General features: G+C 71.4%; 20 protein-coding genes and 1 tRNA gene. 5 read left to right on the top strand and 16 right to left on the bottom strand.

The features are described 5' to 3' along the window. Window positions 1–142 precede the first annotated feature (142 nt). From rpsA to polA, 3 genes are all read right to left on the bottom strand, one after another. Window positions 143–1,615 (bottom strand): 30S ribosomal protein S1, encoded by a 1,473-nt coding sequence (rpsA, locus tag AB0881_RS23015; RefSeq protein ID WP_366619669.1) that lies wholly within the window; start codon window positions 1,613–1,615, stop codon window positions 143–145. A 220-nt stretch (window positions 1,616–1,835) separates the two neighbouring features. After that, window positions 1,836–2,954, bottom strand: coding sequence for a polysaccharide deacetylase family protein (locus tag AB0881_RS23010; RefSeq protein WP_366619668.1), 1,119 nt, complete (start codon window positions 2,952–2,954; stop codon window positions 1,836–1,838). A gap of 334 nt (window positions 2,955–3,288) precedes the next feature. Next, window positions 3,289–6,018 (bottom strand): DNA polymerase I, encoded by a 2,730-nt coding sequence (polA, locus tag AB0881_RS23005; protein ID WP_366619666.1) that lies wholly within the window; start codon window positions 6,016–6,018, stop codon window positions 3,289–3,291. Window positions 6,019–6,140: 122 nt separating this feature from the next. Here polA and AB0881_RS23000 point away from each other — a divergent pair, with 122 nt between their 5' ends. Together AB0881_RS23000 and AB0881_RS22995 are read left to right on the top strand one after the other, a co-directional pair. Then, window positions 6,141–6,494, top strand: a complete 354-nt coding sequence (locus AB0881_RS23000; protein WP_366619685.1) for a PaaI family thioesterase — start codon at window positions 6,141–6,143, stop codon at window positions 6,492–6,494. A gap of 197 nt (window positions 6,495–6,691) precedes the next feature. After that, window positions 6,692–7,234 carry a DUF4352 domain-containing protein gene (locus AB0881_RS22995; RefSeq protein ID WP_366619664.1) on the top strand — a complete coding sequence of 181 codons (543 nt, stop codon included), beginning with the start codon at window positions 6,692–6,694 and terminating at the stop codon, window positions 7,232–7,234. 69 nt (window positions 7,235–7,303) lie between these two features. Here the strand turns inward: AB0881_RS22995 and AB0881_RS22990 are convergent, their stop codons facing one another. The 6 genes from AB0881_RS22990 to AB0881_RS22965 form a co-directional block, all read right to left on the bottom strand. Beyond that, a complete protein-coding gene (locus AB0881_RS22990; protein ID WP_366619662.1) occupies window positions 7,304–8,170 on the bottom strand; it encodes an ABC transporter ATP-binding protein in 867 nt (288 codons plus the stop codon). Further along, a complete protein-coding gene (locus AB0881_RS22985) occupies window positions 8,160–8,900 on the bottom strand; it encodes an ABC transporter ATP-binding protein (protein ID WP_366619683.1) in 741 nt (246 codons plus the stop codon). Before AB0881_RS22985 ends, AB0881_RS22990 begins: the two co-directional genes overlap by 11 nt. Window positions 8,901–8,947: 47 nt before the next feature. Next, complete coding sequence (locus tag AB0881_RS22980; RefSeq protein ID WP_366619660.1) at window positions 8,948–10,120, bottom strand: branched-chain amino acid ABC transporter permease; 1,173 nt, start codon at window positions 10,118–10,120, stop codon at window positions 8,948–8,950. Beyond that, window positions 10,117–11,082 carry a branched-chain amino acid ABC transporter permease gene (locus AB0881_RS22975; RefSeq protein WP_366619658.1) on the bottom strand — a complete coding sequence of 322 codons (966 nt, stop codon included), beginning with the start codon at window positions 11,080–11,082 and terminating at the stop codon, window positions 10,117–10,119. The genes AB0881_RS22980 and AB0881_RS22975 overlap by 4 nt, the downstream gene beginning before the upstream one ends. 100 nt (window positions 11,083–11,182) lie before the next feature. Beyond that, the gene (locus AB0881_RS22970) at window positions 11,183–12,310 is read right to left on the bottom strand and encodes a branched-chain amino acid ABC transporter substrate-binding protein (protein ID WP_366619681.1); all 1,128 of its coding nucleotides are present in this window, start codon (window positions 12,308–12,310) and stop codon (window positions 11,183–11,185) included. Between the two features lie 347 nt (window positions 12,311–12,657). Next, window positions 12,658–13,245 carry a response regulator gene (locus AB0881_RS22965; protein ID WP_366619656.1) on the bottom strand — a complete coding sequence of 196 codons (588 nt, stop codon included), beginning with the start codon at window positions 13,243–13,245 and terminating at the stop codon, window positions 12,658–12,660. Between the two features lie 124 nt (window positions 13,246–13,369). Here AB0881_RS22965 and AB0881_RS22960 point away from each other — a divergent pair. Continuing rightward, window positions 13,370–13,443: transfer RNA gene (locus AB0881_RS22960), tRNA-Leu, on the top strand. Window positions 13,444–13,588: 145 nt separating this feature from the next. Here AB0881_RS22960 and AB0881_RS22955 read toward each other — a convergent pair. From AB0881_RS22955 to AB0881_RS22945, 3 genes are all read right to left on the bottom strand, one after another. After that, the gene (locus AB0881_RS22955) at window positions 13,589–14,974 is read right to left on the bottom strand and encodes a sodium:alanine symporter family protein (RefSeq protein ID WP_366619654.1); all 1,386 of its coding nucleotides are present in this window, start codon (window positions 14,972–14,974) and stop codon (window positions 13,589–13,591) included. A gap of 200 nt (window positions 14,975–15,174) precedes the next feature. Continuing rightward, entirely contained in the window at window positions 15,175–16,617 is a 1,443-nt protein-coding gene (gene pyk, locus AB0881_RS22950; RefSeq protein ID WP_366619652.1) for a pyruvate kinase, read from the bottom strand. 107 nt (window positions 16,618–16,724) lie between these two features. Continuing rightward, window positions 16,725–17,279 (bottom strand): type 1 glutamine amidotransferase domain-containing protein, encoded by a 555-nt coding sequence (locus AB0881_RS22945; RefSeq protein WP_366619650.1) that lies wholly within the window; start codon window positions 17,277–17,279, stop codon window positions 16,725–16,727. Window positions 17,280–17,352: 73 nt separating this feature from the next. Here AB0881_RS22945 and AB0881_RS22940 point away from each other — a divergent pair, with 73 nt between their 5' ends. Next, window positions 17,353–18,081 carry a helix-turn-helix transcriptional regulator gene (locus AB0881_RS22940; protein ID WP_366619648.1) on the top strand — a complete coding sequence of 243 codons (729 nt, stop codon included), beginning with the start codon at window positions 17,353–17,355 and terminating at the stop codon, window positions 18,079–18,081. A 24-nt stretch (window positions 18,082–18,105) separates the two neighbouring features. On the opposite strand, the gene AB0881_RS22935 is transcribed toward AB0881_RS22940, so the two are convergent. Then, window positions 18,106–18,981 (bottom strand): hypothetical protein, encoded by an 876-nt coding sequence (locus AB0881_RS22935; protein WP_366619646.1) that lies wholly within the window; start codon window positions 18,979–18,981, stop codon window positions 18,106–18,108. Window positions 18,982–19,067: 86 nt separating this feature from the next. On the opposite strand from AB0881_RS22935, the gene AB0881_RS22930 reads away from it, so the two are divergent. Then, window positions 19,068–20,492: an aminotransferase class I/II-fold pyridoxal phosphate-dependent enzyme gene (locus AB0881_RS22930; protein ID WP_366619644.1), complete on the top strand. Its 1,425-nt coding sequence runs from the start codon at window positions 19,068–19,070 to the stop codon at window positions 20,490–20,492. Window positions 20,493–20,543: 51 nt separating this feature from the next. Here AB0881_RS22930 and AB0881_RS22925 read toward each other — a convergent pair whose 3' ends face one another. From AB0881_RS22925 to AB0881_RS22915, 3 genes are all read right to left on the bottom strand, one after another. Next, entirely contained in the window at window positions 20,544–20,825 is a 282-nt protein-coding gene (locus AB0881_RS22925) for a hypothetical protein (RefSeq protein WP_366619642.1), read from the bottom strand. Between the two features lie 59 nt (window positions 20,826–20,884). Next, on the bottom strand, window positions 20,885–21,463 hold the full coding sequence (locus AB0881_RS22920) for a GNAT family N-acetyltransferase (RefSeq protein WP_366619640.1): 579 nt from the start codon (window positions 21,461–21,463) through the stop codon (window positions 20,885–20,887). Between the two features lie 130 nt (window positions 21,464–21,593). Further along, window positions 21,594–23,057: a glutamate synthase subunit beta gene (locus AB0881_RS22915; protein ID WP_366619638.1), complete on the bottom strand. Its 1,464-nt coding sequence runs from the start codon at window positions 23,055–23,057 to the stop codon at window positions 21,594–21,596. Between the last annotated feature and the right edge of the window lie 14 nt (window positions 23,058–23,071).

Here is a 23,071-nt window from a genome sequence, read left to right as displayed (position 1 = left end):
GGGGGGGGCCCCCCCGCCCCCCCCCGACGGGCGCCCCCGCCGCGGGGGGGGTCGGCCCCGCCCGGGGCCGCCCCCCCCCCGCGCCCCGGCCATGCGCGTTCACCGCGGCCGGCGGCCGGTGGAGATCACCGGCCGGGACCGGTCACTGCCCGCCGGACAGCTTCTCCCGCAGAGCGGCCAGCGCCTCGTCGGTGGCCAGCGCGCCACCGGAGGTCTCCTCGCCACCGCCGCCGGAGTAGGAGGTCTCGCCCGCCGGGGCGGCCGTGTCGGCCTCCGCCTCGGCCTTGCGGGCCTCCTCGATCTGCTTGCGGTGGGCGTCGAAGCGGGCCCGGGCCTCGGCGTACTGCCGCTCCCAGGTCTCGCGCTGCTGGTCGTAGCCCTCGAGCCACTCGCCGGTCTCGGCGTCGAAGCCCTCGGGGTACTTGTAGTTGCCCTGCTCGTCGTACTCGGCCGGCATGCCGTAGAGCGTCGGGTCGAAGTCCTCTTCCTCGATGCCCGCGGCGGACTCGTTGGCCTGCTTGAGCGACAGGCTGATCCGGCGCCGGTCGAGGTCGATGTCGATGATCTTCACGAAGATCTCGTCGCCGACCTGGACGACCTGCTCCGGGATCTCCACGTGGCGCTCGGCCAGCTCGGAGATGTGGACCAGGCCCTCGATGCCCTCCTCGACCCGGACGAACGCGCCGAACGGCACCAGCTTGGTGACGCGGCCCGGCACGACCTGGCCGATCTGGTGGGTGCGGGCGAACTGCTGCCACGGGTCTTCCTGGGTCGCCTTGAGCGACAGGGAGACGCGCTCGCGCTCCATGTCGACGTCCAGGACCTCGACCGTGACCTCCTGGCCGACCTCGACGACCTCGGAGGGGTGGTCGATGTGCTTCCAGGACAGCTCGGAGACGTGCACCAGCCCGTCCACGCCGCCCAGGTCCACGAACGCGCCGAAGTTGACGATCGAGGAGACCACGCCCTTGCGGACCTGGCCCTTCTGGAGGGTGTTGAGGAACGTCTGGCGGACCTCGCTCTGGGTCTGCTCCAGCCAGGCGCGGCGGGACAGGACCACGTTGTTGCGGTTCTTGTCCAGCTCGATGATCTTCGCCTCGAGCTCGCGGCCGACGTACGGCTGCAGGTCGCGCACCCGGCGCATCTCCACCAGCGAGGCGGGCAGGAAGCCGCGCAGGCCGATGTCGAGGATGAGGCCGCCCTTGACGACCTCGATGACGGTCCCGGTGACGATGCCGTCCTCGTCCTTGATCTTCTCGATCGTGCCCCAGGCGCGCTCGTACTGCGCGCGCTTCTTGGACAGGATCAGACGGCCTTCCTTGTCCTCCTTCTGGAGGACGAGGGCCTCGACGTGGTCACCGACGGCGACGACCTCGTTCGGGTCGACGTCGTGCTTGATGGAGAGTTCACGCGAGGGGATGACGCCCTCGGTCTTGTAGCCGATGTCGAGGAGGACCTCGTCACGATCGACCTTGACGACGGTGCCTTCGACAATGTCGCCGTCGTTGAAGTACTTGATGGTCTCATCGATCGCGGCGAGGAAGGCTTCCTCGGACCCGATGTCGTTGACCGCTACCTGCGGGGTGGTCGAGGTTGCCTCGGTGCTGCTCGTCATGTGTCGGCTGGCTCCGGATACGGACATGCGTAGTTGCCTGAACTGCGCGGAGGGCCGTTATCCGCCCTGCCGATTGACCGGAAAAGGGACGTGGCGTGATGCCTCGCCGGTGAAACCGATGTCGACCTGACCGAGCGCGAGCCTGCTCCGTCCGAAGCCGCGCAAGCCCACAGCGCAGCGATCAGCATATGGGACCATCCGCGTGCGGTCAATCGGGGGGTCAGTACACCCGGCCGCGGCCGCGCAGCTCCTTGGCCAGGCGATCTTCCTCCGCGCGGGGGAAGGTGATGGTGCCCGGGTCCCCGTCGGAGGTGTACCGCGTCGCGGGCTCGGCGTTCAGCCGGTCCAGCCACGCGGTGGAGCAGAACTGCTCGCAGTCGTTCTCCTTGATCTTGCCCTCGGATCGTACCCGCGGGATCGCCAGCCGGTCGAAGTCCGCGTCGTAGGGCGACGGCGACGGGCGCCAGCCGGCCAGGAAGACGCCCTTGAAGCCGTACACGCCGTCCTTCTTCTCGGCCCAGCCCTTCTTGTCGGGGGCCGAGCCGAACGGGTAGGCCAGCGTCGCCGTGCGCGTCCCGGTCAACTGGACGATCTTGCTCTCCATGTCCCCGATCTCCTTCTGCACGCCATCCTTGGGCAGCGTCGAGAGATCCTTGTGGGTGAGGGTGTGGTTGCCGAGCTCGAACCCGTTCTGCATCAGCCACCGCAGCCCGGCCGCCTCCTGCCCGGCCAGCTGGAAGAGGTCCTTGTTCAGGTAGAACGTCGCGGTCGCCCGGAACCCCGGGTGCTGCCGCGCCACCTCCTGGATGATCGCCACCGCGGTGTTCGGCTTCGGCCGGCCGGCGGGATCGAGCGCGAAGTGGCTGGGCGTGCTGTCGTCGAAGGTGAGCACCACCGGGTGCTTGCCGGCCGGGACATTGATGTTCCCGGCCGCGAACTCGCCGGCGGTGATCGGGACGTACCCCTCCCGCGCCAGCCGGACCAGCTCCTCGCGGAACTCCTTGGGCGTCCGGTCGAGCGGCAGGTCGGGCTTGTCGACGATCCGGTGGTACATGATCACCGGGATCTGGCCCAGCTCGTTGGCCTTGGCGGCGGCCGCGGCGGGCGTGGCCGGCCCGACGGTGGCGGGCGGCGACGGCGGGGCGGAGGTCTTGGCCGAGGGGCCGGCGGTGGCAGCGGCGGCGGCGCGGTCCCCGGGCGCCCCCTCCCCCGCCGCGCGATTCCCCCCGGTACGGGCCACGTCGGCGGAGCGCCCGCCGCCCGGATCCCCCGGGAGCCAGAGCCCGAGCACCACGGCGAGGACCACGACGACACCGGCGATCTTGTGCAGGAGTGGCACGGCTCTTCTCCTCGATCAGCGCAGCGAGCCCCCCAGGGGCCGGGTTCGGCGCGGGCCTCCGGCACGGGCCTTCAGCACGGGGCGCCTTACCCCTAAGCGGACAGCCCTCCACGTACCCGGACATGATCTCGTACAACCCCGTATGGCGCCCACCCGAACCGCCCAATGACCATGAAGAACCCCGCGGTTGACCAAGCCGCCCGAACCCCGCCTTCCGCGACCTGCCGCACGTGCCCGGAACGTCCCGCGACCCGCCCCGGCGGCGGCCCTCGGGCACGACGACGACCGCCCCGCCGGGCGGTGCCCGGCGGGGCGGTCAGGGGCGTGCGGGGCGTCAGTGGGCGGCGGCCTGCCAGGTGTCGCCGGTGCCCATGCTGACCTCCAGCGGGGCGCGCAGGTCGTAGGCGGCGGTCATCTGCTCGCGCACGAGCGTCCGCAGCTCCTCCTGCTCGCCCGCGGCGACCTCGAAGACCAGCTCGTCGTGCACCTGCAGGAGCATCCGGGAGCGCAGGCCGTTCTCCCGCAGGGCGCGGTCGACGTTCAGGCTCGCGACCTTGACGATGTCGGCCGCCGACCCCTGGACGGGCGCGTTCAGCGCCATCCGCTCGGCCATCTCGCGGCGCTGGCGGTTGTCGGAGGTGAGGTCGGGCAGGTAGCGGCGGCGGCCCAGGATCGTCTCGGTGTAGCCGTCCTGGCGGGCCCTGGCGACGACGTCCCGCAGGAAGTCGCGGACGCCGCCGAACTGCTGGAAGTACTCCTCCATCAGGCCGCGCGCCTCGTCCGGGGAGATCCGCAGCTGCTGCGACAGCCCGTACGCCGACAGGCCGTACGCCAGGCCGTAGTTCATCGCCTTGATGCGGGCCCGCAGCTCGGAGTCGATCTGCTCGGGCGGGAGCCCGAACACCCGGGACGCGGTGATGGTGTGGAAGTCGGCCTTCTCCCGGAACGCCTCCAGCAGCGCCGCGTCCTCCGACAGATGGGCCATGATCCGCAGCTCGATCTGGCTGTAGTCGGCGGTGAGCAGCGTCTCGTGGTCCCCGCCGACGACGAACGCCTCGCGGATCTGGCGGCCCTCGGCGGTGCGGATCGGGATGTTCTGCAGGTTGGGGTCGGTGGACGACAGCCGGCCGGTGGCCGCGACCATCTGGTTGAACGTGGTGTGGATGCGCCCGGCGTCGTCGGCCATCGGGATCAGCGAGGCGACGATGCTCTTGAGCTTGGACACCTCCCGCCAGCGCAGGATGTGCTCCAGCACCGGGTGCCCGTCCTTCTCCAGCAGCGTGGTGAGCGCGTCGGAGTCGGTGGTGTAGCCGGTCTTGGTGCGCTTGGTCTTGGGCAGGCCCAGCTCGTCGAACAGCACCTGCTGCACCTGCTTGGGCGAGCCGAGCTTGAACTCGTGCCCGACCGCGTTGTGGGCGAGCTGCTCCTGCTCCTTCTCCTGTCCGCCCAGCGTCGCCTCCAGGGAGGCCAGCCGCTCGGCGTCGACGGCGATCCCGGCCCGCTCCATGCCCGCCAGGACGCCGACCAGGGGCAGCTCCACCTCGTGCAGCAGGCGGGTGGCGCCGCGCTTCTCCAGGTCCTTGTCGAGGACGTCGGCGAGCTCGGCGACGGCGCGGGCGCGGACGGCCAGGTCCTGCGCGGCCTCCTGCTCGCCGGAGCCGTCGAGGGTGAGCTGGCCGGAGTCGTCGGCCTCGGCGCGCAGCTCGCGGTGCAGGTAGCGCAGCGCGAGGTCGGCCAGGTCGAACGTGCGCTGGCCGGGCAGCGCGAGGTAGGCGGCGAGGGCGGTGTCGCTGGAGAGCCCCGCCAGCTCCATGCCGCGGGCGGCCAGGGCCAGCATCGGGCCCTTGGCCTCGTGCAGCGCCTTCGGCCGGGACGGGTCGGCGAGCCAGGCGGCCAGCGCCCGCTCGTCGTCCTCGACCAGCTCGGCCGGCTCCAGGTGCACCGCCGGGGTCGGCCCGCCCCCCTCCGGCTCCGCGGTCGAGGCCAGCGCGATCGCGGTCAGCTCGCCGGTGCCGCGCCCCCAGGTGCCGGTCACGGCCACGCCCGTACGGCGGGACGGGCCGGCGTGCTCCTCCAGCCAGTCGCCCAGGGCGCCCGGCTCCAGCGCGGCGAGCTCGACCTCGAAGCCCTCGTCGGCCTCGGGCTCGGCGGCGCTGAGCGAGGCGTACAGCCGCTCGCGCAGCACCCGGAACTGCAGCGAGTCGAACAGGGTGTGGATCTCCTCGCGGTCCCACTGCCCCATCGACAGCTGCGGGGGCCGCATGTCCAGGCCCACGTTGCAGTCGAGCTTGTTGATCTGCTGGTTGCGCAGCACCTGGCCCAGGTGCTCGCGCAGGTTGTCGCCGGCCTTGCCCTTGATCTCGTCGACGCGGGCGACGAGGGTGTCGAGGTCGCCGTACTTGGTGAGCCACTTGGCGGCTGTCTTGGGGCCGACGCCGGGCACGCCGGGCAGGTTGTCGCTGGACTCGCCGACCAGCGCGGCCAGCTCGCGGTAGCGCTCGGGCGGCACCCCGTACTTGGCCTCGACCGCGTCCGGGTCCATCCGGGCCAGCTCGGACACCCCGCGGATCGGGTAGAGGATCGTGACGTCCTCGTTGACCAGCTGGAAGGCGTCCCGGTCGCCGGTCACGATCAGGGTCTGCATGCCGGTCTCGGACGCCTGCACCGACAGCGTGGCGATGATGTCGTCGGCCTCGAAGCCGGCCACCGACAGCCGCGGGATGCGCAGCGCGTCCAGCACCTCGAAGATCAGGCTGACCTGGCTGCGGAACTCGTCGGGGGTCTTCTGCCGGCCGGCCTTGTACTCGACGTACGCCTCGTGCCGGAACGTCGGCTCGGAGCGGTCGAAGGCCACCGCGATGTGCGTGGGCTCCTCGTCGCGCAGCACGTTGATGAGCATCGAGGTGAAGCCGTACACCGCGTTGGTGGGCTGCCCGTCGGTGGTCGAGAAGTTCTCCACCGGGAGCGCGAAGAACGCCCGGTACGCCAGTGAGTGCCCGTCGAGCAGGAGAAGCCGCTCTCGGGTGCCTTGCCGCTTGTCAGGGGTCGGATCTGTGGTCGCCACACCAGGACTCTAGTCTGCGCGTACGACAGTTCGAGGGAGGCTTGATGAGCGAGGAGCGGCCGGAGCCCGCCGTGGTGCCGGCGGAGTTCGCCGGCGACGGCTACGGGGATCTGGCGAGGTCCATGGGGGTGGAGTACCTGGAGGCCTCGCCGGAGCGGGTCGTCGGCCGGATGCCGGTGAAGGGCAACACCCAGCCGTACGGGCTGCTGCACGGCGGCGCCTCGTGCGTGCTGGCCGAGTCGCTGGGCTCGGTCGGGGCGGCGCTGCACGCGGGCCCGGACCGGATCGCGGTGGGGATCGAGATCAGCGCGACCCACCACCGCTCGGCCACCGAGGGCTGGGTCACCGGGACCGCCACCCGCACGCACGGCGGCCGCACGCTCGCCACGTACGACATCGTCCTCACCGACGAGAAGGACCGCCGCGTCTGCACCGCGCGCCTCACCTGCATGCTGCGTGACAAGCCCGCGAACTGACCAGGAACGTTCCATAGATTTGTGGTGTTTTGCACCGACCTGATCCGGACTTCCTTTGCGATGGACGGGGAACGGTCGGTAGCGTGGATCGGAACGGCCCAGGATCACCGAGTAGACAACGTGCGTGTCCGGGGAAGGCCAGCACGGCCCCAAAGGTGGTCCTGGGCTTTTCCCTGCCCGGATGGATAATCCCGTCCATGCGCCGATCACCCGCGGCCCTCGCGCTCGCGCTCTGCCTGGCCGCCCTGACGCCCGCCTGCTCCGGCGGCGGGGACGGCGAAGGCCGGCCCGCCGCGTACGAGATCCCCGCCGAACGCGCCCGCGACGGCGAGCGGGTCCTGCGCGGCAGGACGGGACGCAGCAGCGACCTGGAGTTCACCGTGCTCGGTTACCGGGACGGCATGCGCGAGATCCTCGGCACCCACGCCGGGATGCGCCCCAAGGGCCGCTACGTCCGCGTCCGGCTGCTGGTCGTCAACCGCGGCCGCGACATCCAGGTCTTCGACACCTGGAAGCAGCTGCTCCACACCGGCGACGGCCGCACCCACACCCCCGACGTCAACGCCACCATGGTCAAGCGGCAGCCCGAGCGCCTGTCGGTCGGCGCCGCCATGCGCGCCGAGTTCGACCTCTGGTACGACCTGCCCGGCGAGGCCGCCGTCCGCGGCCTGCGGCTGGTCGGCTCCCCCACCGTCGGCGCCGTCTCCGACCCGCGCCCCGCCGAGATCAGGCTCCCCTGACCCCGCGGAACGCGGCCGCCCCCGGCCTGGCGGGCGGCCAGACCGGGGGCGGAACGCAACGGTGAACGGCTAGGACGACTCGCCCTCGCCCTTCCCCTTGTCCTTGCCCTTGTCCTCGCCTGCGGCCTTCTCCGGCGCGTCGTCTGCGGCCCCATCCGAGGCCGCTTCCGCGGAGTCGTCCGCAGCGTCGTCCGGCGCCTCGTCGGACGCGCCGGCGGCCGGCGCCTCGCCCAGGTCACCGCCCAGGTAGGCCGCCCGCACCTGCGGATCGTCCAGCAGCTCGGCGGCCGGCGCCGCCTTCACCACCCGGCCCGTCTCCAGCACGTACGCCCGGTGCGCGATCTGCAGCGCCTGCTGGGCGTTCTGCTCCACCAGCAGCACCGTCGTCCCGCGCCGGTTGATCTCCTCGATGATCGAGAAGATCTGCTGCACCAGCATCGGCGCCAGGCCCATCGACGGCTCGTCCAGCAGCAGCACCTTCGGCTTGGCCATCAGCGCCCGGCCGATCGCCAGCATCTGCTGCTCGCCGCCCGACATCGTCCCGCCGGCCTGCCCCTTGCGCTCGGCCAGCCGCGGGAACAGCTCGTAGACCTCCTTGAGCTCGCCGGAGAAGTCGCCCTTCCGGGTGTAGGCACCCATCAGGAGGTTCTCCTCCACCGTCATCCCCGGGAAGATCCGCCGGCCCTCCGGCGACTGCCCGATCCCGGCCAGCACGCGCTTGTGCCCCGGCATCCGGCTGATGTCCGCGCCGTCGAACATGATCGAACCCGCCGACAGCGGCCGCAGCCCGGAGATCGTGCCGAGCGTCGTCGTCTTCCCGGCGCCGTTGGCGCCGATCAGCGTGACGATCTCACCCGCGTCGACCTCGACCGTGACCCCCTTCAGAGCCGCGATCTTGCCGTAGTGGACGTGAATGTCCTTGATCTCAAGAAGCATCGGCGGGAGCCCCCAGGTACGCCTCGATGACCCGCGGGTCGTTCTGGATGTCACCGGGCAGGCCCTCGGCGATCTTCTGCCCGAAGTCCAGCACCGCGATCCGGTCGCTGATCCCCATCACCAGGCTCATGTCGTGCTCGATCAGCAGCACCGTCCGGCCCGAGTCGCGGATCTTGCGGATCAGATCCTGCAACGCGATCTTCTCCGCCGGGTTCATCCCCGCCGCCGGCTCGTCCAGCAGCAGCAGCTTCGGATCGGTCGCCAGCGCCCGCGCGATCTCCAGCCGCCGCTGGTCGCCGTACGGCAGGTTCTTCGCCGCCTCCTCCAGCCGGTGCGGGATGCCCACGAACTCCAGCAGCTCCCGCGCCTTCACGCGGCCGTCGCGCTCCTCGCGGCGGTGCCAGGGCAGCCCCAGGCTCGCCCCGACGAAGCCCGTCCGGTGATGCGCGTCCGCGCCCACCATGACGTTCTCCAGCGCCGACATGTTGTGGAAGAGCCGCACGTTCTGGAACGTGCGCGCCACCCCCAGCTTCGTGACGGCGAACCGCTTCTTGCCGTCGATGCGCTTCCCGCGGAAGAGCACCTGCCCCTCGGTCGGCCGGTACACCCCGGTGGTCACGTTGAACACCGTGGTCTTCCCCGCGCCGTTCGGGCCGATCAGCGCGAAGATCTCGCCCTCGCCGATCGTCAGCTGCACCTCGTTCAGCGCCACCACGCCGCCGAAGCGCATCGTCACGTTCCGCAGCTCCAGCACGGGCGCCGGGCTCTTGCCCTCGGTCACTTCTTCACCTCCGTCGGAGCGGCGTGCCCGGACGAGCCGGGACCGGACGTCCCCGGACCGGCGACCTCCGCGCCCATACTGCCCATGCCCCCGGTGCCCTCGGCCAGCTCGGCCTTGCGCTGCCGGGACGGCCACAGGCCCTCCGGACGGAACGCCATCATGACCACCAGCGCCGCACCGAACAGCAGCATCCGGAAGTCCTCCGACACCCGCAGCCGCTCGGGCAGCCAGGCCAGCAGGAACGCGCCCAGCATCACACCGGGCATGTTGCCCGAACCGCCCAGCACCACCGACGCCAGGATCAGCGCCGACACCAGGAACACGAAGTTCTCCGGGTTGATCGACGTCTGCTTCGCCGCGAACACCACGCCGCCGCTGCCGCCGATCGCCGCGCCGATCGCGAACGCGGCCAGCTTGAACCGGAACGTCGGCACGCCCATCAGCTCGGCCGCGTCCTCGTCCTCCCGGATCGCCGCCCACGAGCGGCCCACCCGGCTGCTCTCCAGCCGCTTGACGAAGATGATCGTCAGCACGATGAAGAGGACCAGCAGGTAGTAGTACGGCCGCGCGTCCAGGAAGCCGTACGTGAACGGCTGCACCCCGAAGATCTCGAACTCCGACAGGTCCGGCGGTCGCGGAATGCCCTGGATCCCGCGCGGGCCGTTGACGTAGTCGCTGTTGCGGGCGACCTGCCGGACGATCTCACCGAACCCGAGCGTCACGATCGCCAGGTAGTCGCCGCGCAGCCGCAGCGTCGGACCGCCCAGGATCACCCCGGACAGCGCCGACAGCAGGATCGCCAGGACCAGCAGCTCCCAGAAGCTCCACCCGTACTTGGTGCCGAAGATGCCGATCGTGTAGCCGCCCACGGCGTAGAACGCCACGTACCCGAGGTCGAGCAGGCCGGCCAGGCCGACCACCACGTTCAGCCCCAGCGCCAGCAGGACGTAGATCCCGATCTGGTCGCTCAGCATCGTCGGCCAGTCGGAGCCGCTCGGCGCCATGAACGAGCCGATCGACTCGTGCGGCAGCAGCAGCGCACCGATGATCAGCAGCACGTACACGATCCAGCGCTGCCAGCCGGGCGCCACCGCCCACCGGTCGCGGACCGCGTCCAGCCCGCCGCCGAGGCCGCCCTGGCCGTTCTTGGACTTCTTCGTCACGTTCATGCGCGCGCCTGCTGCAGAGACTCACCGAGGATGCCGGTGGGACGGAACATGAGAACCAGGATCAGGACCGAGAACGCCACCACGTCGCGCCACTCCGAACCGAAGATGCTGGAGCCGTACATCTCGAACAGCCCCAGCGCGAACCCGCCGACCAGCGCGCCGCGGATGTTGCCGATACCGCCGAGCACCGCCGCCGTGAACGCCTTGATGCCCAGCAGGAACCCGGCGAAGTACCAGGCCTGCTCGAACCGGACGAAGTACAGCGCCGCCGCGACGCCCGCCATGGCGCCGCCGACCAGGAACGTCGCCGACACCACCCGGTCGATGTTCACCCCCATCAGCACCGCCGCCTGGGGGTCCTGCGCCGTCGCCCGGATGCCGCGTCCCAGCTTGGTGCGGTTCACGAACTGGTCGAGCGCCACCATCATCAGCACCGCGCCCAGGAACACGATCAGCTTGTCGTTGCTGATCACGATCGGGCCGATGTCGATCACATTCGTGCGCTCCACGAAATGCTCGTTCACGGGGAGCTTGCCCTGCGCCTCGGACTTGCCGAACACCACCGGGACCACCACGGTCGCGAACAGCTGCTGCAGGAAGATCGAAGCACCGATCGCGGAGATCAGGGCGGCCAGCCGGGACGCCCCCTTCTTGCGCAGCGGCCGGTACGCCGACACCTCCAGCAGCATCGCGGCGCCACCCGACACCACCGCCGCCGCCAGCGCCATGACCGCCACCAGGCCGATCAGGGCGATCCCGCCGACGCTGGAGACGCCCAGCAGCTGCACGGTGCCCAGCGCCACGAACGTGCCGACCATCCAGATCTCGGCATGGGCGAAGTTGATGAGCCGAAGCACGCCGTAGACCATCGTGTAGCCCAGCGCCACCAGCGCGTAGATCGCGCCGAGCGCCAGGCCGTCGATGGTGTACGGCCAGAAAGATTGAATGAAGTCGTCGAACACCTTTGGTCGCCTTCGTGAAAAAGGAGCGGAAGCGCTGTCACGGCGCTTCCGCTCCCGCGCCTAGGGCGCCTCAGAGGGGCGCTGTCGAGCGGCCGGCGGCCTACTCGACCTTGGCCTCCTTGGTGTTGCCGAGCAGCGGCATCTTGTTGGCCTTGACCTCGTAGACGTAGATGTCCTGGGAGGCCAGCTCGCCCTTGGCGTCGAACTTGATCGGCTTGCCGACACCCTCGAAGTTCACCGTCGAGAGGTACTGGTTGATCTTCTCCGGCTCGGTGTTCCCGGCCTTGATCGCCTCGATGAACGCGGTGGCGGCGTCGTAGCCCTCACCCGAGTAGATCGCGACCGGCGAACCGAACTTCGCCTGGTAGTCCGTCGCGAACTTCTTCGCCTTCGCGTTGCTCGTGCCCGCCTCGTCGATGAGGCAGCCGCAGCTCAGCATCGCGCCCTGCGCGTTCTCCTGGCCGGCGCCCTCGATCAGGCCCGTCGCCAGCGACCCGTCGCCCGACATCAGGCGGGCCTTGACGCCGCCCTCGCGCAGCTGCTTGAACAGCCGCCCGGCCTGCGCGTAGTAGCCGCCGAAGTACACCACGTCCGGGTTGAACGACTTGATCTTGTTGACCGTCGCGGAGTAGTCGGTCGCCTTGTCGTCCACCCCCTCGGCCATGATCTGCGCGCCCTTGGGCTTGACCGCGTTGCCGATGGCATCCGCCAGGCCCTTGCCGTACTCCTGGTTGTCGTGGATCGTCGCGACCTTCTTGGCCTTGAGCTGGCTGGTGATGAAGTCACCCGCGCCGGCGCTCTGCACCGCGTCGTCCGCCACCACCCGGTGCCAGAACTTCCAGCCCTTCTCGGCCAGCGTGATCTGCGTCGCCGACGGCGACACGCTCGGGACCTTCGCCTCCTCCAGGATCGGGCCCGTCGCCTGCGACTCGCCCGAGAACGCCGGGCCGATCAGGCCGACGATCTTGTCCTGCTTGATGGCGCCCTGCACCAGGGTGGTCGCCTGCTCCGGCTTGCCCTGGCTGTCGTACGGCTTGAACTTGATCTTGACCTTGGGGTTGGTCGCGTTGTACTGCTCGATCGCCAGCTGCGCGCCGTTCCGCGGCGGGATCACCAGGCCCGAGTTCTCGCCGGTCAGGTCACCCATGAACCCGATCGTGACCTCGTTGCCGCTACCCTCGCCTCCGCCGTCGTCGCCGCCGCACGCGGCGACGCCCATCGTCAGCATCGCGCTCACCGCAACCGCACCGGTGACTCTCATCATGTTGCGCCGCAAGGTGCCCAACCTTTCCATCCGGATCCGGGAGGGGATCGGGTACGAGTCATGCCCCGACAACCGCCCCCTCCCGGGGTCTCTCGGGAGGAATCGGTCAGTCAGGGAGCAGGTCAGTCGTACACCGAGCGGCCACTCCAGAGGAGGACCCCAGGGCAGAAGGGTTACTCGTTCGTTACGGCTCCGTGCTCAGCCAACCCCCGCACGGCCAGCGACGATCACACCGAGTGACGCCCCCGAACGCGCAGGTGAGAAAGCCGCCCGCTAGGTGACGGCAGGGCGGCGCCGGGATGAACCCCGGCTCAACCCCCGGCGGCGTCGTCCTTGCCGGAGCCGCCCAGCGCGCCCGCCACGACGGCGTCCGCCACGGCCCGCATCGTCAGGCGCCGGTCCATCGACGTCTTCTGGATCCACCGGAACGCCTCCGGCTCGCTCCAGCCGTTGGCCTGCTGCAGCAGGCCCTTGGCCCGATCCACCACCTTACGGGTCTCCAGCCGGTCCTGGAGGTTGGCGACCTCGGCCTCCAGCGCCCGCAGCTCGGTGTAGCGGCTGACCGCCATCTCGATCGCCGGCGCCAGGTCCGTCTTGGTGAACGGCTTCACCAGATACGCCATCGCCCCGGCCTCGGTGGCCCGCTGCACCAGCTCCCGCTGCGAGAACGCGGTCAGGATCACCACCGGCGCGATCCGCTCCGCGGAGATCCGCTCGGCCGCCGAGATCCCGTCCAGCACGGGCATCTTGACGTCCAGTATCACCAGATCAGGACGGTGCTCGGCGGCCAGCCGCACCGCGGCCTCACCGTCCCCGGCCTCGCCCACGACGTCGTACCCGTCCTCCTGGAGCATCTCCTTCAGGTCCAGGCGGATCAGGGCCTCATCTTCTGCGATCACAACTCGCCGAGCGCTCTCCGTCACGCGCACGAGACTACCGGGACCCGCTACCCTGGTTCCCGGCAGGGCAGGCTTGCTCCGCCCGGCGCATAACTTAAGCAAATTGTCCGGTTTATCCGGAAAAGCCCCGGTACTCCAACGGCAGCAGAGGGCGGTCTCAAACACCGTACAGTGTGGGTTCGAATCCCACCCGGGGCACACCTGAACCGCCGCCCGCATCCGCGCGGCGGTTCTGTCATATCAAGGCGCAGAACCCTCCGCGGAGTTCGCGGAGCCCGAGCATTTCGAGGAAGCCGCTGTGCCCGCCGGTCGACGGCGGGCACAGCGGCTTCCCGCGTCTCGGCTACTTGTCCACGCGGACGGGGTCGTCCGGGGACGGGCTGCGGAAGTAGTCGCGCGTCTCGCGGAAGACGAGCGGGGACAGGATCAGCAGGCCGATGAGGTTGGGCAGGGCCATCAGGCCGTTCATCACGTCGGAGAAGGTCCAGACCGTGGTGAGGGTCGTGGTGGCGCCGACGTAGGAGACGAGGATGAAGACGAGGCGGTACGGGAGGACGGCCTTGCGGCCGAAGAGGAACTCCATGCAGCGCTCGCCGTAGTACGACCAGCCGAGGAGGGTGGAGAAGGCGAAGAAGATCAGGCTGATCGTGACGATGATGCTGCCCCAGTCGCCGGGGAGGCCGGCGTCGAAGGCGCGGCCGGTGAAGGTGGCGGCGTCGTCCTCGCCACCCTCCTTCCAGACGCCGGTGACGACGATGGTGAGGGCGGTGATGCTGACGACGATGAGGGTGTCGATGAAGGTCTGGGTCATGGAGACCAGGGCCTGGCGGACGGGGTGGGTGGTCTTGGCCGCGGCGGCGGCGATGCCGCCCGTGCCGAGGCCGGACTCGTTGGAGAAGATGCCGCGGGCGACGCCGTACTGGATCGCCGCGGCGACGCCGGCTCCGACGAAGCCACCGGTGGCGGCGGTGCCGGTGAAGGCGTCGGTGAAGATCAGGCCGATGGCGGAGGGGATCTCGCCGACGTTGAAGGCGAGGACGGCGAGGCCGCCGACGATGTAGAGGACGATCATCAGGGGGACGAAGCCGCTGGTGACGCGGCCGATGCTCTTGATGCCGCCGAGGATGACGACGGCGGTGAGGATGACGATGACGACACCGGTGATGCGGTGGTCGACGCCCCATTCGTCGTGGAGGTTGGCGGCGACGGCGTTGGCCTGGGTCATGTTGCCGATGCCGAAGGCGGCGAAGGAGCCGGCGATGGCGAAGAAGCCGCCGAGGATGAGGCCGACCGGGCCCTTGATGCCGTTGCGGAGGTAGTGCATGGGGCCGCCGCCCTGCTCGCCGGCGGCGTCGGTGCGGCGGAAGCGCACGCCGAGGAAGGCCTCGCTGTACTTGGTGGCCATGCCCACCATGCCGGTGAACCACATCCAGAAGACGGCGCCGGGACCGCCGAGGGCGATGGCCGTGGCGACACCGGCGATGTTGCCGACGCCGACGGTGGCGGCGAGGGCGGTGGCGAGCGCCTGGTAGTGGGAGATGTCGCCGGTGACGCCTTCCTCGTCGGCGTCGGAGCGCTTGACGAAGGCGAGCCAGAAGGCGAGGCGGAAGCGGCGGACCTGGATGCCGCGCAGGAGGGTCGTGAGGTAGAGGCCGGTCAGCAGGAGGAGGGGGATCAGAAGCCAGGGTCCCCAGATGAAGGAGCTGGCGTCCGAGAGGAAGTCGTTCATCACACCACCGGTTACGAGAGCAGCAGGAGCAACTTACGGACCGTAGACGTGTACGGGTGTGATGGAAAGGCCCTGTGACCGGGTGTTACGAGATCGTCTTTACTGCTTTTTCGTGTCTTGACCGCGGGGGTGGCCGGAGCGTCGCCGGATCGATATCGGGCGGTGACCCTGGGGGCCCGGGTGCCGGGCCCCCTCGCGGGTCAGGGGGTGGCGCCGGCGGGCGTGGCGATGTCGTCGCCGATGCGGTGGACGCGCAGGGCGTTCGTGGAGCCGGGGGTGCCGGGGGGCGAGCCGGCGACGATGACGACGAGGTCGCCCTTCTTGTAGCGGCCGGATTCGAGGAGGCCCTGCTCGACCTGGCCGAACATCTCGTCGGTGTGGTTGGCGAAGGGGACGATGTGGGTCTCGACGCCCCAGACGTGGGCGAGGCGGCCGCGCACGGCGGGGACGGAGGTGAACGCCAGCAGCGGGATGGGCGAGCGGTAGCGGGACAGGCGGCGGGCGGTCTCGCCGGACATGGTGAAGGCGACGAGGGCGTCGGCCCCCACGATGGCGCCGACCTCGGCGGCGGCGCGGGCGATGGCGCCGCCGACGGTCTCGGGCATGCGGTCGAGGGTGTGGGTCGCGTGGAGGGCGGCCTCCTCGGCGGTGGAGACGATCCGGCTCATCGTGCGGACGGATTCGATGGGGTACTGGCCGACGCTGGTCTCGCCGGAGAGCATGACGGCGTCGGCGCCCTCGAAGACGGCGTTGGCGACGTCGGAGGTCTCGGCGCGGGTGGGCCGCGGCGCGGAGATCATCGATTCGAGCATCTGGGTGGCGACGATGACCGGGCGGGCCTTCTCGCGGCAGAGCTCGATGACGCGCTTCTGGACGATCGGGACCTGTTCGAGGGGGAGCTCGACGCCGAGGTCGCCGCGGGCGACCATGATGCCGTCGAAGGCGGCGACGATGGCGGGGAGCTCCTCGACGGCCTGCGGCTTCTCGATCTTGCCGATGAGGGGGACGCGGATGCCCTCCTCCTCCATGATCTGGAAGCAGATGTCGGCGTCGGCGGGGGTCCGGACGAAGGAGAGGGCGACCATGTCGACGCCGAGGCGGAGCGCCCAGCGGAGGTCCTCCTCGTCCTTGGCGGTGAGGGCGGGGACGCTGACGGGGACGCCGGGGAGGTTGAGGCCCTTGTTGTCGGAGACCATGCCGCCGACCTCGACGGTGGTGCGGACGCGGGGGCCGTCGACGTCGGTGACGCGGAGGGCGACGCGGCCGTCGTCGATGAGGACGGTGTCGCCGGGGCCGACGTCGCCGGGGAGGCCCTCGTAGGTGGTGGAGACCTCTTTGCGGGTGCCGGGGACGTCCTCGGTGGTGATGGTGAACTCGTCGCCGAGGGTGAGCCGTACCGGGCCGTCGGGGAACCGCCCGATGCGGATCTTGGGCCCTTGCAGGTCGGCCAGGATGCCGACGCCGCGGCCGGTGGCGGCGGAGGCCGCGCGGATCCGGTGGTAGACCTCCTCGTGGCCGGCGTGGTCGCCGTGGCTCATGTTGAGCCGGGCGACGTCGACGCCGGCCTCGACGAGTGCGTGGATCTGCTCGGCGGCGGAGCAGGCGGGGCCGATGGTACTGACGATCTTCGCTCGACGGGTCACATGGACAACGCTACTTAGTTACCTGCCGGTAGGGATATTCATGCAGGATACGGTCGCCGAAGATTCACGGACTGGTCTAGCTCAAGGGTCTAGACCAGTGGTGAATCTCACCCGGCGAAGACGCGGACGGCGGCCTGGCAGAAGGCCTTGAGGTCGTCCGGCTTGCGGCTGGTCACCAGCGTGTTGGGCCCACCCTCGCAGGTGACGACCTCCTCGTCGACCCAGTCGGCGCCGGCGTTGCGCAGGTCGGTCCGGAGGCTGGGCCAGGAGGTGACGCGGCGGCCGCGGACGACGTCCGCCTCGATCATGGTCCACGGGGCGTGGCAGATGGCCGCGACGGGCTTGCCGGCGTCGAAGAAGCCCTTGACGAACTCGACCGCCTTGGGCTGGGTCCGCAGGAAGTCGGGGTTGGCGACGCCGCCGGGCAGCACGAGCCCGTCGAACTCGTCCGGGCCGGAGACCTCGACGGTGGTGTCGACGTCGAAGTGGTCGGCCTTGTCGAGGTGGTCGAACCCCTGGATGCGGCCGGACTGGGTGGAGACGAGCCGGGGCGTGCCGCCGGCCTGCCGGACGGCGTTCCAGGGTTCGGTGAGCTCGACCTGCTCGGTGCCTTCGGGCGCGGCCAGGAAGGCGATGGTCTTGCCCTGGAGTTCGGTGCCCATGTGACCTCCTCGTCATGGGATAGGACGGTTCCTCCCGAGCACTGCCCGCGAGAGCGGGTGGTATGCAGGAGATGTGGAGGAGGCGCGCTACCAGGAGTCCCCGGCCCCGGCGGGGATGGGCCTGGCCTGCCTGTGGAGCCACCGGCACCCCGGGGACGCGGGCGGGCCGTTCGTGCAGCGGGTGGTGCCGGACGGCTGCGTGGACCTGATCTGGTGGAGCCGGAGCGCCGAGATCACGGTGGCGGGGCCGGACACGGGGCCCGCCCCGGCGCGGCTGGAGCCGGGCGAGCGGCTGGTGGCGGTGCGGTTCCGCCCGGGCACGGCGCCGCCGGTGCTGGGCGTGCCCGCCGACGCGGTACGGGACGCGCGGCCGCCCCTGCGGGAGCTGTGGGGGGACGCGGCGGGCCGCCTGGGCGAGGCGATGGCGGCGGCGCCGGATCCGCACGCCCTGCTGGTGGAGGCGGTCCGCGCCCGTTCGGTGGAACGGCCCGATCCGCTCGTGCCGGCTCTGGTGTCGGGCCTCGTGTCGGGCCTGATGCCGGGCCTGGAGGCGCGTCCGGTACGGGAGGTGGCCGGCGCGCTGGGCGTGAGCGAGCGGCAGCTGCGCCGGCGGGCGCACGCGGCGTTCGGGTACGGGCCCAAGACGCTGCAGCGGGTGCTGCGTTTCCAGCGGGCGCTGCGGATGGCGCGGGCGGGCGTGCCGCTGGCGGAGGTGGCGTACGCGGCGGGCTACGCCGATCAGGCGCACCTGGCGAACGAGGTTCGCGGGCTGGCCGGCGCGCCGATCCGGACGCTCCTCTGAACGCGGCCTGGAACGGCCGGGGGCTCAGGAGAGGTCGAGCCGACCGTACGCGTGGAGCGTGCGGAGCCGTTCGACGGTGACGAACCCGCGCCATTCGGGCTCGGTGATCGGGGTCCAGAAGGGGAAGTCGACGGTCCAGCCGCCGTCGTCGAGGCGGGCGTCGACGAGCGCGTCGAGTTCGGCGTCGATGGCGGCGGGGTCGAAGAGCCGGTGGCCGAAGCCGCCGGGCGCGGGCGCGTAGTCGAGCGGCGAGTGGTGCGCGTCGGGGGCGGCCGGGTCGAGGGAGGCGCGCAGCGGCCCGCGGACCCGCTCGAACGCGGCCTCGGCGCGGTCGCGGTCGGGCACGTGGTCGAGGAAGCACAGCACGGCCAGGGCGTCGTAGGGGCCGACCTCGTGCTCGCCGTTCTCCAGGTAGTTCCAGGAGAACTCGGTGGCTGACGCCAGCCAGGGGTGGCGGGAGCCCATCTGGTGGAGTAGCCCGGCGAGGGTGGCGGTGGGGTTGATGCTGCCGGGCGGGTCGTCGGGCGTCTGCCACCAGGGGGCGCGGGGGGTGTCGCGTACGGTCGGCAGCACGAACGGCACTCCCCCGCCGGGCCGGGTGATGGACGCCAGGTAGTCGCCGATCCGCGCGACGGCGGGGTCGGTGTCGGCGCCGGCCTCGTGCAGGAACTGCAGGGCATGCTGGGCGGGGACGGGCTGGCTGGCCTCGCCGCGCAGGTCGGGTTCGAGGGCGTGGCCGTACCCGCCGTCGGGGTTCTCGTAGGGGCGCAGCGCGGCGACGACGGCGCCGGCGGGGCCGCCGCGGAAGTGGAGGGCGAAGCGGTGGCGGTCGATCAGCCGGGCGTTGAGCCGCAGGAAGTCCTCGGCCGCGTCCAGATCCTTGGCCTGGAGAGTGTTCATCCCCCGACCGTACGGGCCGGGCGGGGCCGGGGTCTTGGAGGAAACGGCCATGTACGAACCATGATCCTTCCTGGTTGACTGGCGGGATGAGCGATCCGCTGCACGAGCGCGACCGGGCCGCGGCGGCGCTGGAGCCGGTGTTCCGCGCGGCCGGGCCGTACCTGGAGGGCCTCGCGGACCGGCCGGTGCACGACCGGTCGCGGGACGCCCTGGTCGCGGAGCTGGACGGGCCGCTGCCGGCGGCGGGCGAGGGCGCGGCGGCGGCGGTGGAGCGGCTGCTGCGGGTGGGGACGGCGGCGGCGACGCATTCCTCCGGGCCGCGGTTCTTCCACTTCGTGGTGGGCGGCTCGACCCCGGCGGCGATGGCCGGGGACTGGACGGCCTCGCTGCTGGACCAGGCCGCGGGGCTGTGGCTGACCTCGCCGCTGGCGGCGCGGGTGGAGACGATCGTGCTGCGGTGGCTGAAGGAGCTGTTCGGGCTGCCCGCCTCGTACGGCGGCGTGCTGACGCCCAGCGCGACGTTCGCGCACGTGACGGGGCTGGCGTGCGCCCGCGCCTGGTGGGCGGGGCGGCACGGCGCCGACGTGGTGGCGCACGGGCTGGCGGGGCTGCCGCGGATGCCGGTGTTCAGCAGCGGGCTGGTGCACGCCAGCACGCGCAAGGCGCTGCAGATCCTCGGGTGTGGGCGGGACACGCTGCGCACGTTCGAGCGCGACGACCGGGGGCGGGTCGATCTGGCCGCGATGGAGGAGGCGCTGGCGGCGCTGGGCGGTGATCCGGCGGTCATCGTCGCGAACCTGGGCGAGGTCAACACCGGCGACTCCGACCCGATCGAGGAGCTGGCCGATCTGGCGGAGCGGTACGGGGCGTGGCTGCACGTGGACGGCGCGTTCGGGATGTTCGCGGCGGTCTCGCCCCGTACGGCGCAGCTGGCGCGCGGTGTCGAGCGGGCCGATTCGGTCACGGCGGACGGGCACAAGTGGCTGAACGTCCCGTACGAGAGCGGTTTCTCGTTCGTCAAGGATCCATCGACGCTGGCGCGCACGTTCGGGTCGTGGGGCGCCGCCTACCTGCCGGACGCCGGCGGCGAGGAGGTCAACTACAACTCGCTGGGCCCGGAGTCGTCGCGGCGGGCGCGGGCGTTCCCGATCTGGGCGACGCTGCGCGCGTACGGGCGGGACGGGTACCGCGAGATGGTCGAGCGGCACCTGGACGCGGCGCTGCATCTGGGGCGGCTGGTGGAGGAGGCGCCCGATCTGGAGCTGCTGGCGCCGGTGCGGCTGTGCGTCGTGTGCTTCCGGTACCGGCCACCGGGCGTTCCGGAGGAGGAGCTGAACGGCCTGAACGCGCGGCTCGGCGAGGCGCTGCTGGCCGACGGGCGCGTGTACGCGGGCACCTCCACCTACCGGGGGATGACGGTGTTCCGCCCCGCGGCCCTGAACTGGCGCACGACGCCCTCCGACGTGGCGGCCCTGGTGGAGGTGCTGCGGGAGCTGGCGGCCCGTCTCTGACCGGCCTGGCGGCCGCGCCCGCCCGGGGCCGCGACGTGGCGTGGCGTGGCCTCAGGCGGCCCTGACCTGGCCGGGCGCGCAGCCGACGATCTCCAGGCCGTGCCGGCAGGCGTACGCGCGCGCCAGGCAGGCGCCGGCGAACGCGGCGGTCCGGCCGTTGTCGAACGCGCAGGTCACCGGCTGCTGGCCGGGCGGGCAGGACAGCGCGCAGCGGGCGGGCGCCACGGGCCGCGAGATCGGCCCGGCCGCCGCGGCGCCGAGCGCGCCCGCGACGGCCGCGGAGAGCACCGCCGCGACGGCCGCCGGAACGAGGATCCGGGCACGGATGACCATGGTCCACCCCGAGAAGTCACTGTGCGGAACTGAACGACTTCCCACTGTAGTGAACGCGGTCAGCGGGCCCCCGGCCAGGGTCCCGGCGGGGTGTGCTCGACCGTCTCGGTCTCGACCTTGGTGTCGTACACCCGGAAGCCCCGCGCCTGGTAGTTGGCCAGCGCGGCGGGCCCGTCCGTGGAGCAGGTGTGCACCCAGACGCGGGCGGTCGGCTCCCGGCCCGGCCACCGCTCCGCCAGGTCCCAGGCGCGGGCGGCGCCGGCGGCCAGCAGGTGGCCGCCGATCCCCCGGCCCTGGAACGCGCCGAGCAGCCCGAAGTGGACGATCTCCACCTCGCCGCCGGCCTGCGGGTCCAGCTCGACGTAGCCGGCCGGGGTGCCGCGCACGTAGGCCACCCAGGTCTCGACGCCGGGGCGCTCCAGCCAGTTCATCCACTGGTCGTAGGTCCAGCCGAGCCGGTCGACCCAGTAGTAGTCGCCCCCGACCGCGGTGTACAGGAAGCGGTTCAGCTCGGGGCTGGGCACCTCCGCGCGGGCGATGTCCACCGCGACCTCCGGGGCCCGGCCGGCCGGGCGCAGCTCGGCGCGGGCCCGCTGCTCCAGGTACCAGGTGGTCACGTCGACTCGTCTGATCGGCACGCTGTTCCTCGCACAAGAAAGCCGCCGCGGCCCCGGCGCCCTGGAGCGGGCGCGCGGGGTCGCGGCGGGGTGTCGGATCCGGGCCTGGCCGTGGCGGAGACCGGTGGTGTCCGGCCAGGTCACAAGGTCGTCAGGCTATCGGACGGGCGGTCGGGGGGATCGGGTACGGCAGCGCCGACTCACCGGCGAGGAACTTGTCCACGCCGTGCGCCGCGGCGCGGCCCTCGGCGATCGCCCACACGATCAGCGACTGGCCGCGGCCCATGTCGCCGGCCGCGAAGACGCCCTCGACGGAGGTCGCGTAGTCGGCGTCGCGGACGACGTTGCCGCGCCCGTCCAGCTCGACGCCGAGCTGCTCCAGCAGCCCCTCCTTCTGCGGGCCGAGGAAGCCCATGGCGAGGGTGACGAGCTCGGCCGGGATCTCCCGCTCGGTGCCCTCGACCGGCTGGAACCCGGTCTCGGGGCCGCCGACCTCCACCAGCCGCAGCGCGCGGACGTTGCCGTCGGCGTCGCCGGCGAACTCGGTGGTGGACACCGCGTACAGCCGGTCGCCGCCCTGCTCGGCGAGCTCCTCGTGGGCGCTCTCCATCTTGAACAGCATCGGGTACGTCGGCCACGGCTGGGAGTCGGGCCGGGCCGCGGGCGGCATCGGCATGATCTCCAGCTGGGTGATCGACTTCGCGCCCTGCCGGATCGCGGTGCCGATGCAGTCGGCGCCGGTGTCGCCGCCGCCGATCACGACCACGTGCTTGCCCGCGGCGGAGATCGGCGACTCGTCGAAGTCGCCCTCCTGCACCCGGTTGGCCGGGGGCAGGTACTCCATCGCCTGGTAGATGCCCTTGAGGTCGCGGCCGGGCACGGGCAGGTCGCGCCACACGGTGGCGCCGCCGGCCAGCACGACCGCGTCGTACTTCTCGCGCAGCTCGTCGCCGGTGACGTCGGCGCCGACGTTCACCGAGGTCTTGAAGTCGGTGCCCTCGGCGCGCATCTGCGCGACGCGCCGGTCGACGTGGCGCTTCTCCATCTTGAACTCGGGGATGCCGTACCGCAGCAGGCCGCCGATCCGGTCGGCGCGCTCGTACACCCGCACGTCGTGCCCGGCGCGGGTCAGCTGCTGCGCGGCGGCCAGCCCGGCGGGGCCGGAGCCGACGACCGCGACCTTCCTGCCGGTGCGGACCGCCGGCGGCTTCGGGCCCACCCAGCCCTCGGCCCACGCGCGGTCGATGATCTCGACCTCGACCCGCTTGATCGTCACCGGGTCCTGGTTGATGCCCAGCACGCACGCGCTCTCGCACGGCGCCGGGCACAGCCGGCCGGTGAACTCCGGGAAGTTGTTCGTGGCGTGGAGGCGCTCGATGGCCTCCTGCCAGTCCTTGCGGTACACCAGGTCGTTCCACTCGGGGATGAGGTTCCCCAGCGGGCAGCCCTGGTGGCAGAACGGGATGCCGCAGTCCATGCAGCGGCTCGCCTGCTTCTCCAGCTTCCCCTCGCCGAAGTTCTCGTAGACCTCCGACCAGCTCTTGATCCGCACGTCGACCGGGCGGCGCTTCGGGAGTTCCCGCTGTACGGTCAGGAAGCCCTTCGGGTCTGCCATATCTCGGAGTCCCC

This window comes from Spirillospora sp. NPDC029432, assembly GCF_040703975.1.
GTDB lineage: Bacteria > Actinomycetota > Actinomycetes > Streptosporangiales > Streptosporangiaceae > Spirillospora.
Note: the sequence above shows the minus strand (reverse complement) of the source record. Positions and strands in the feature narration are given on the sequence as shown.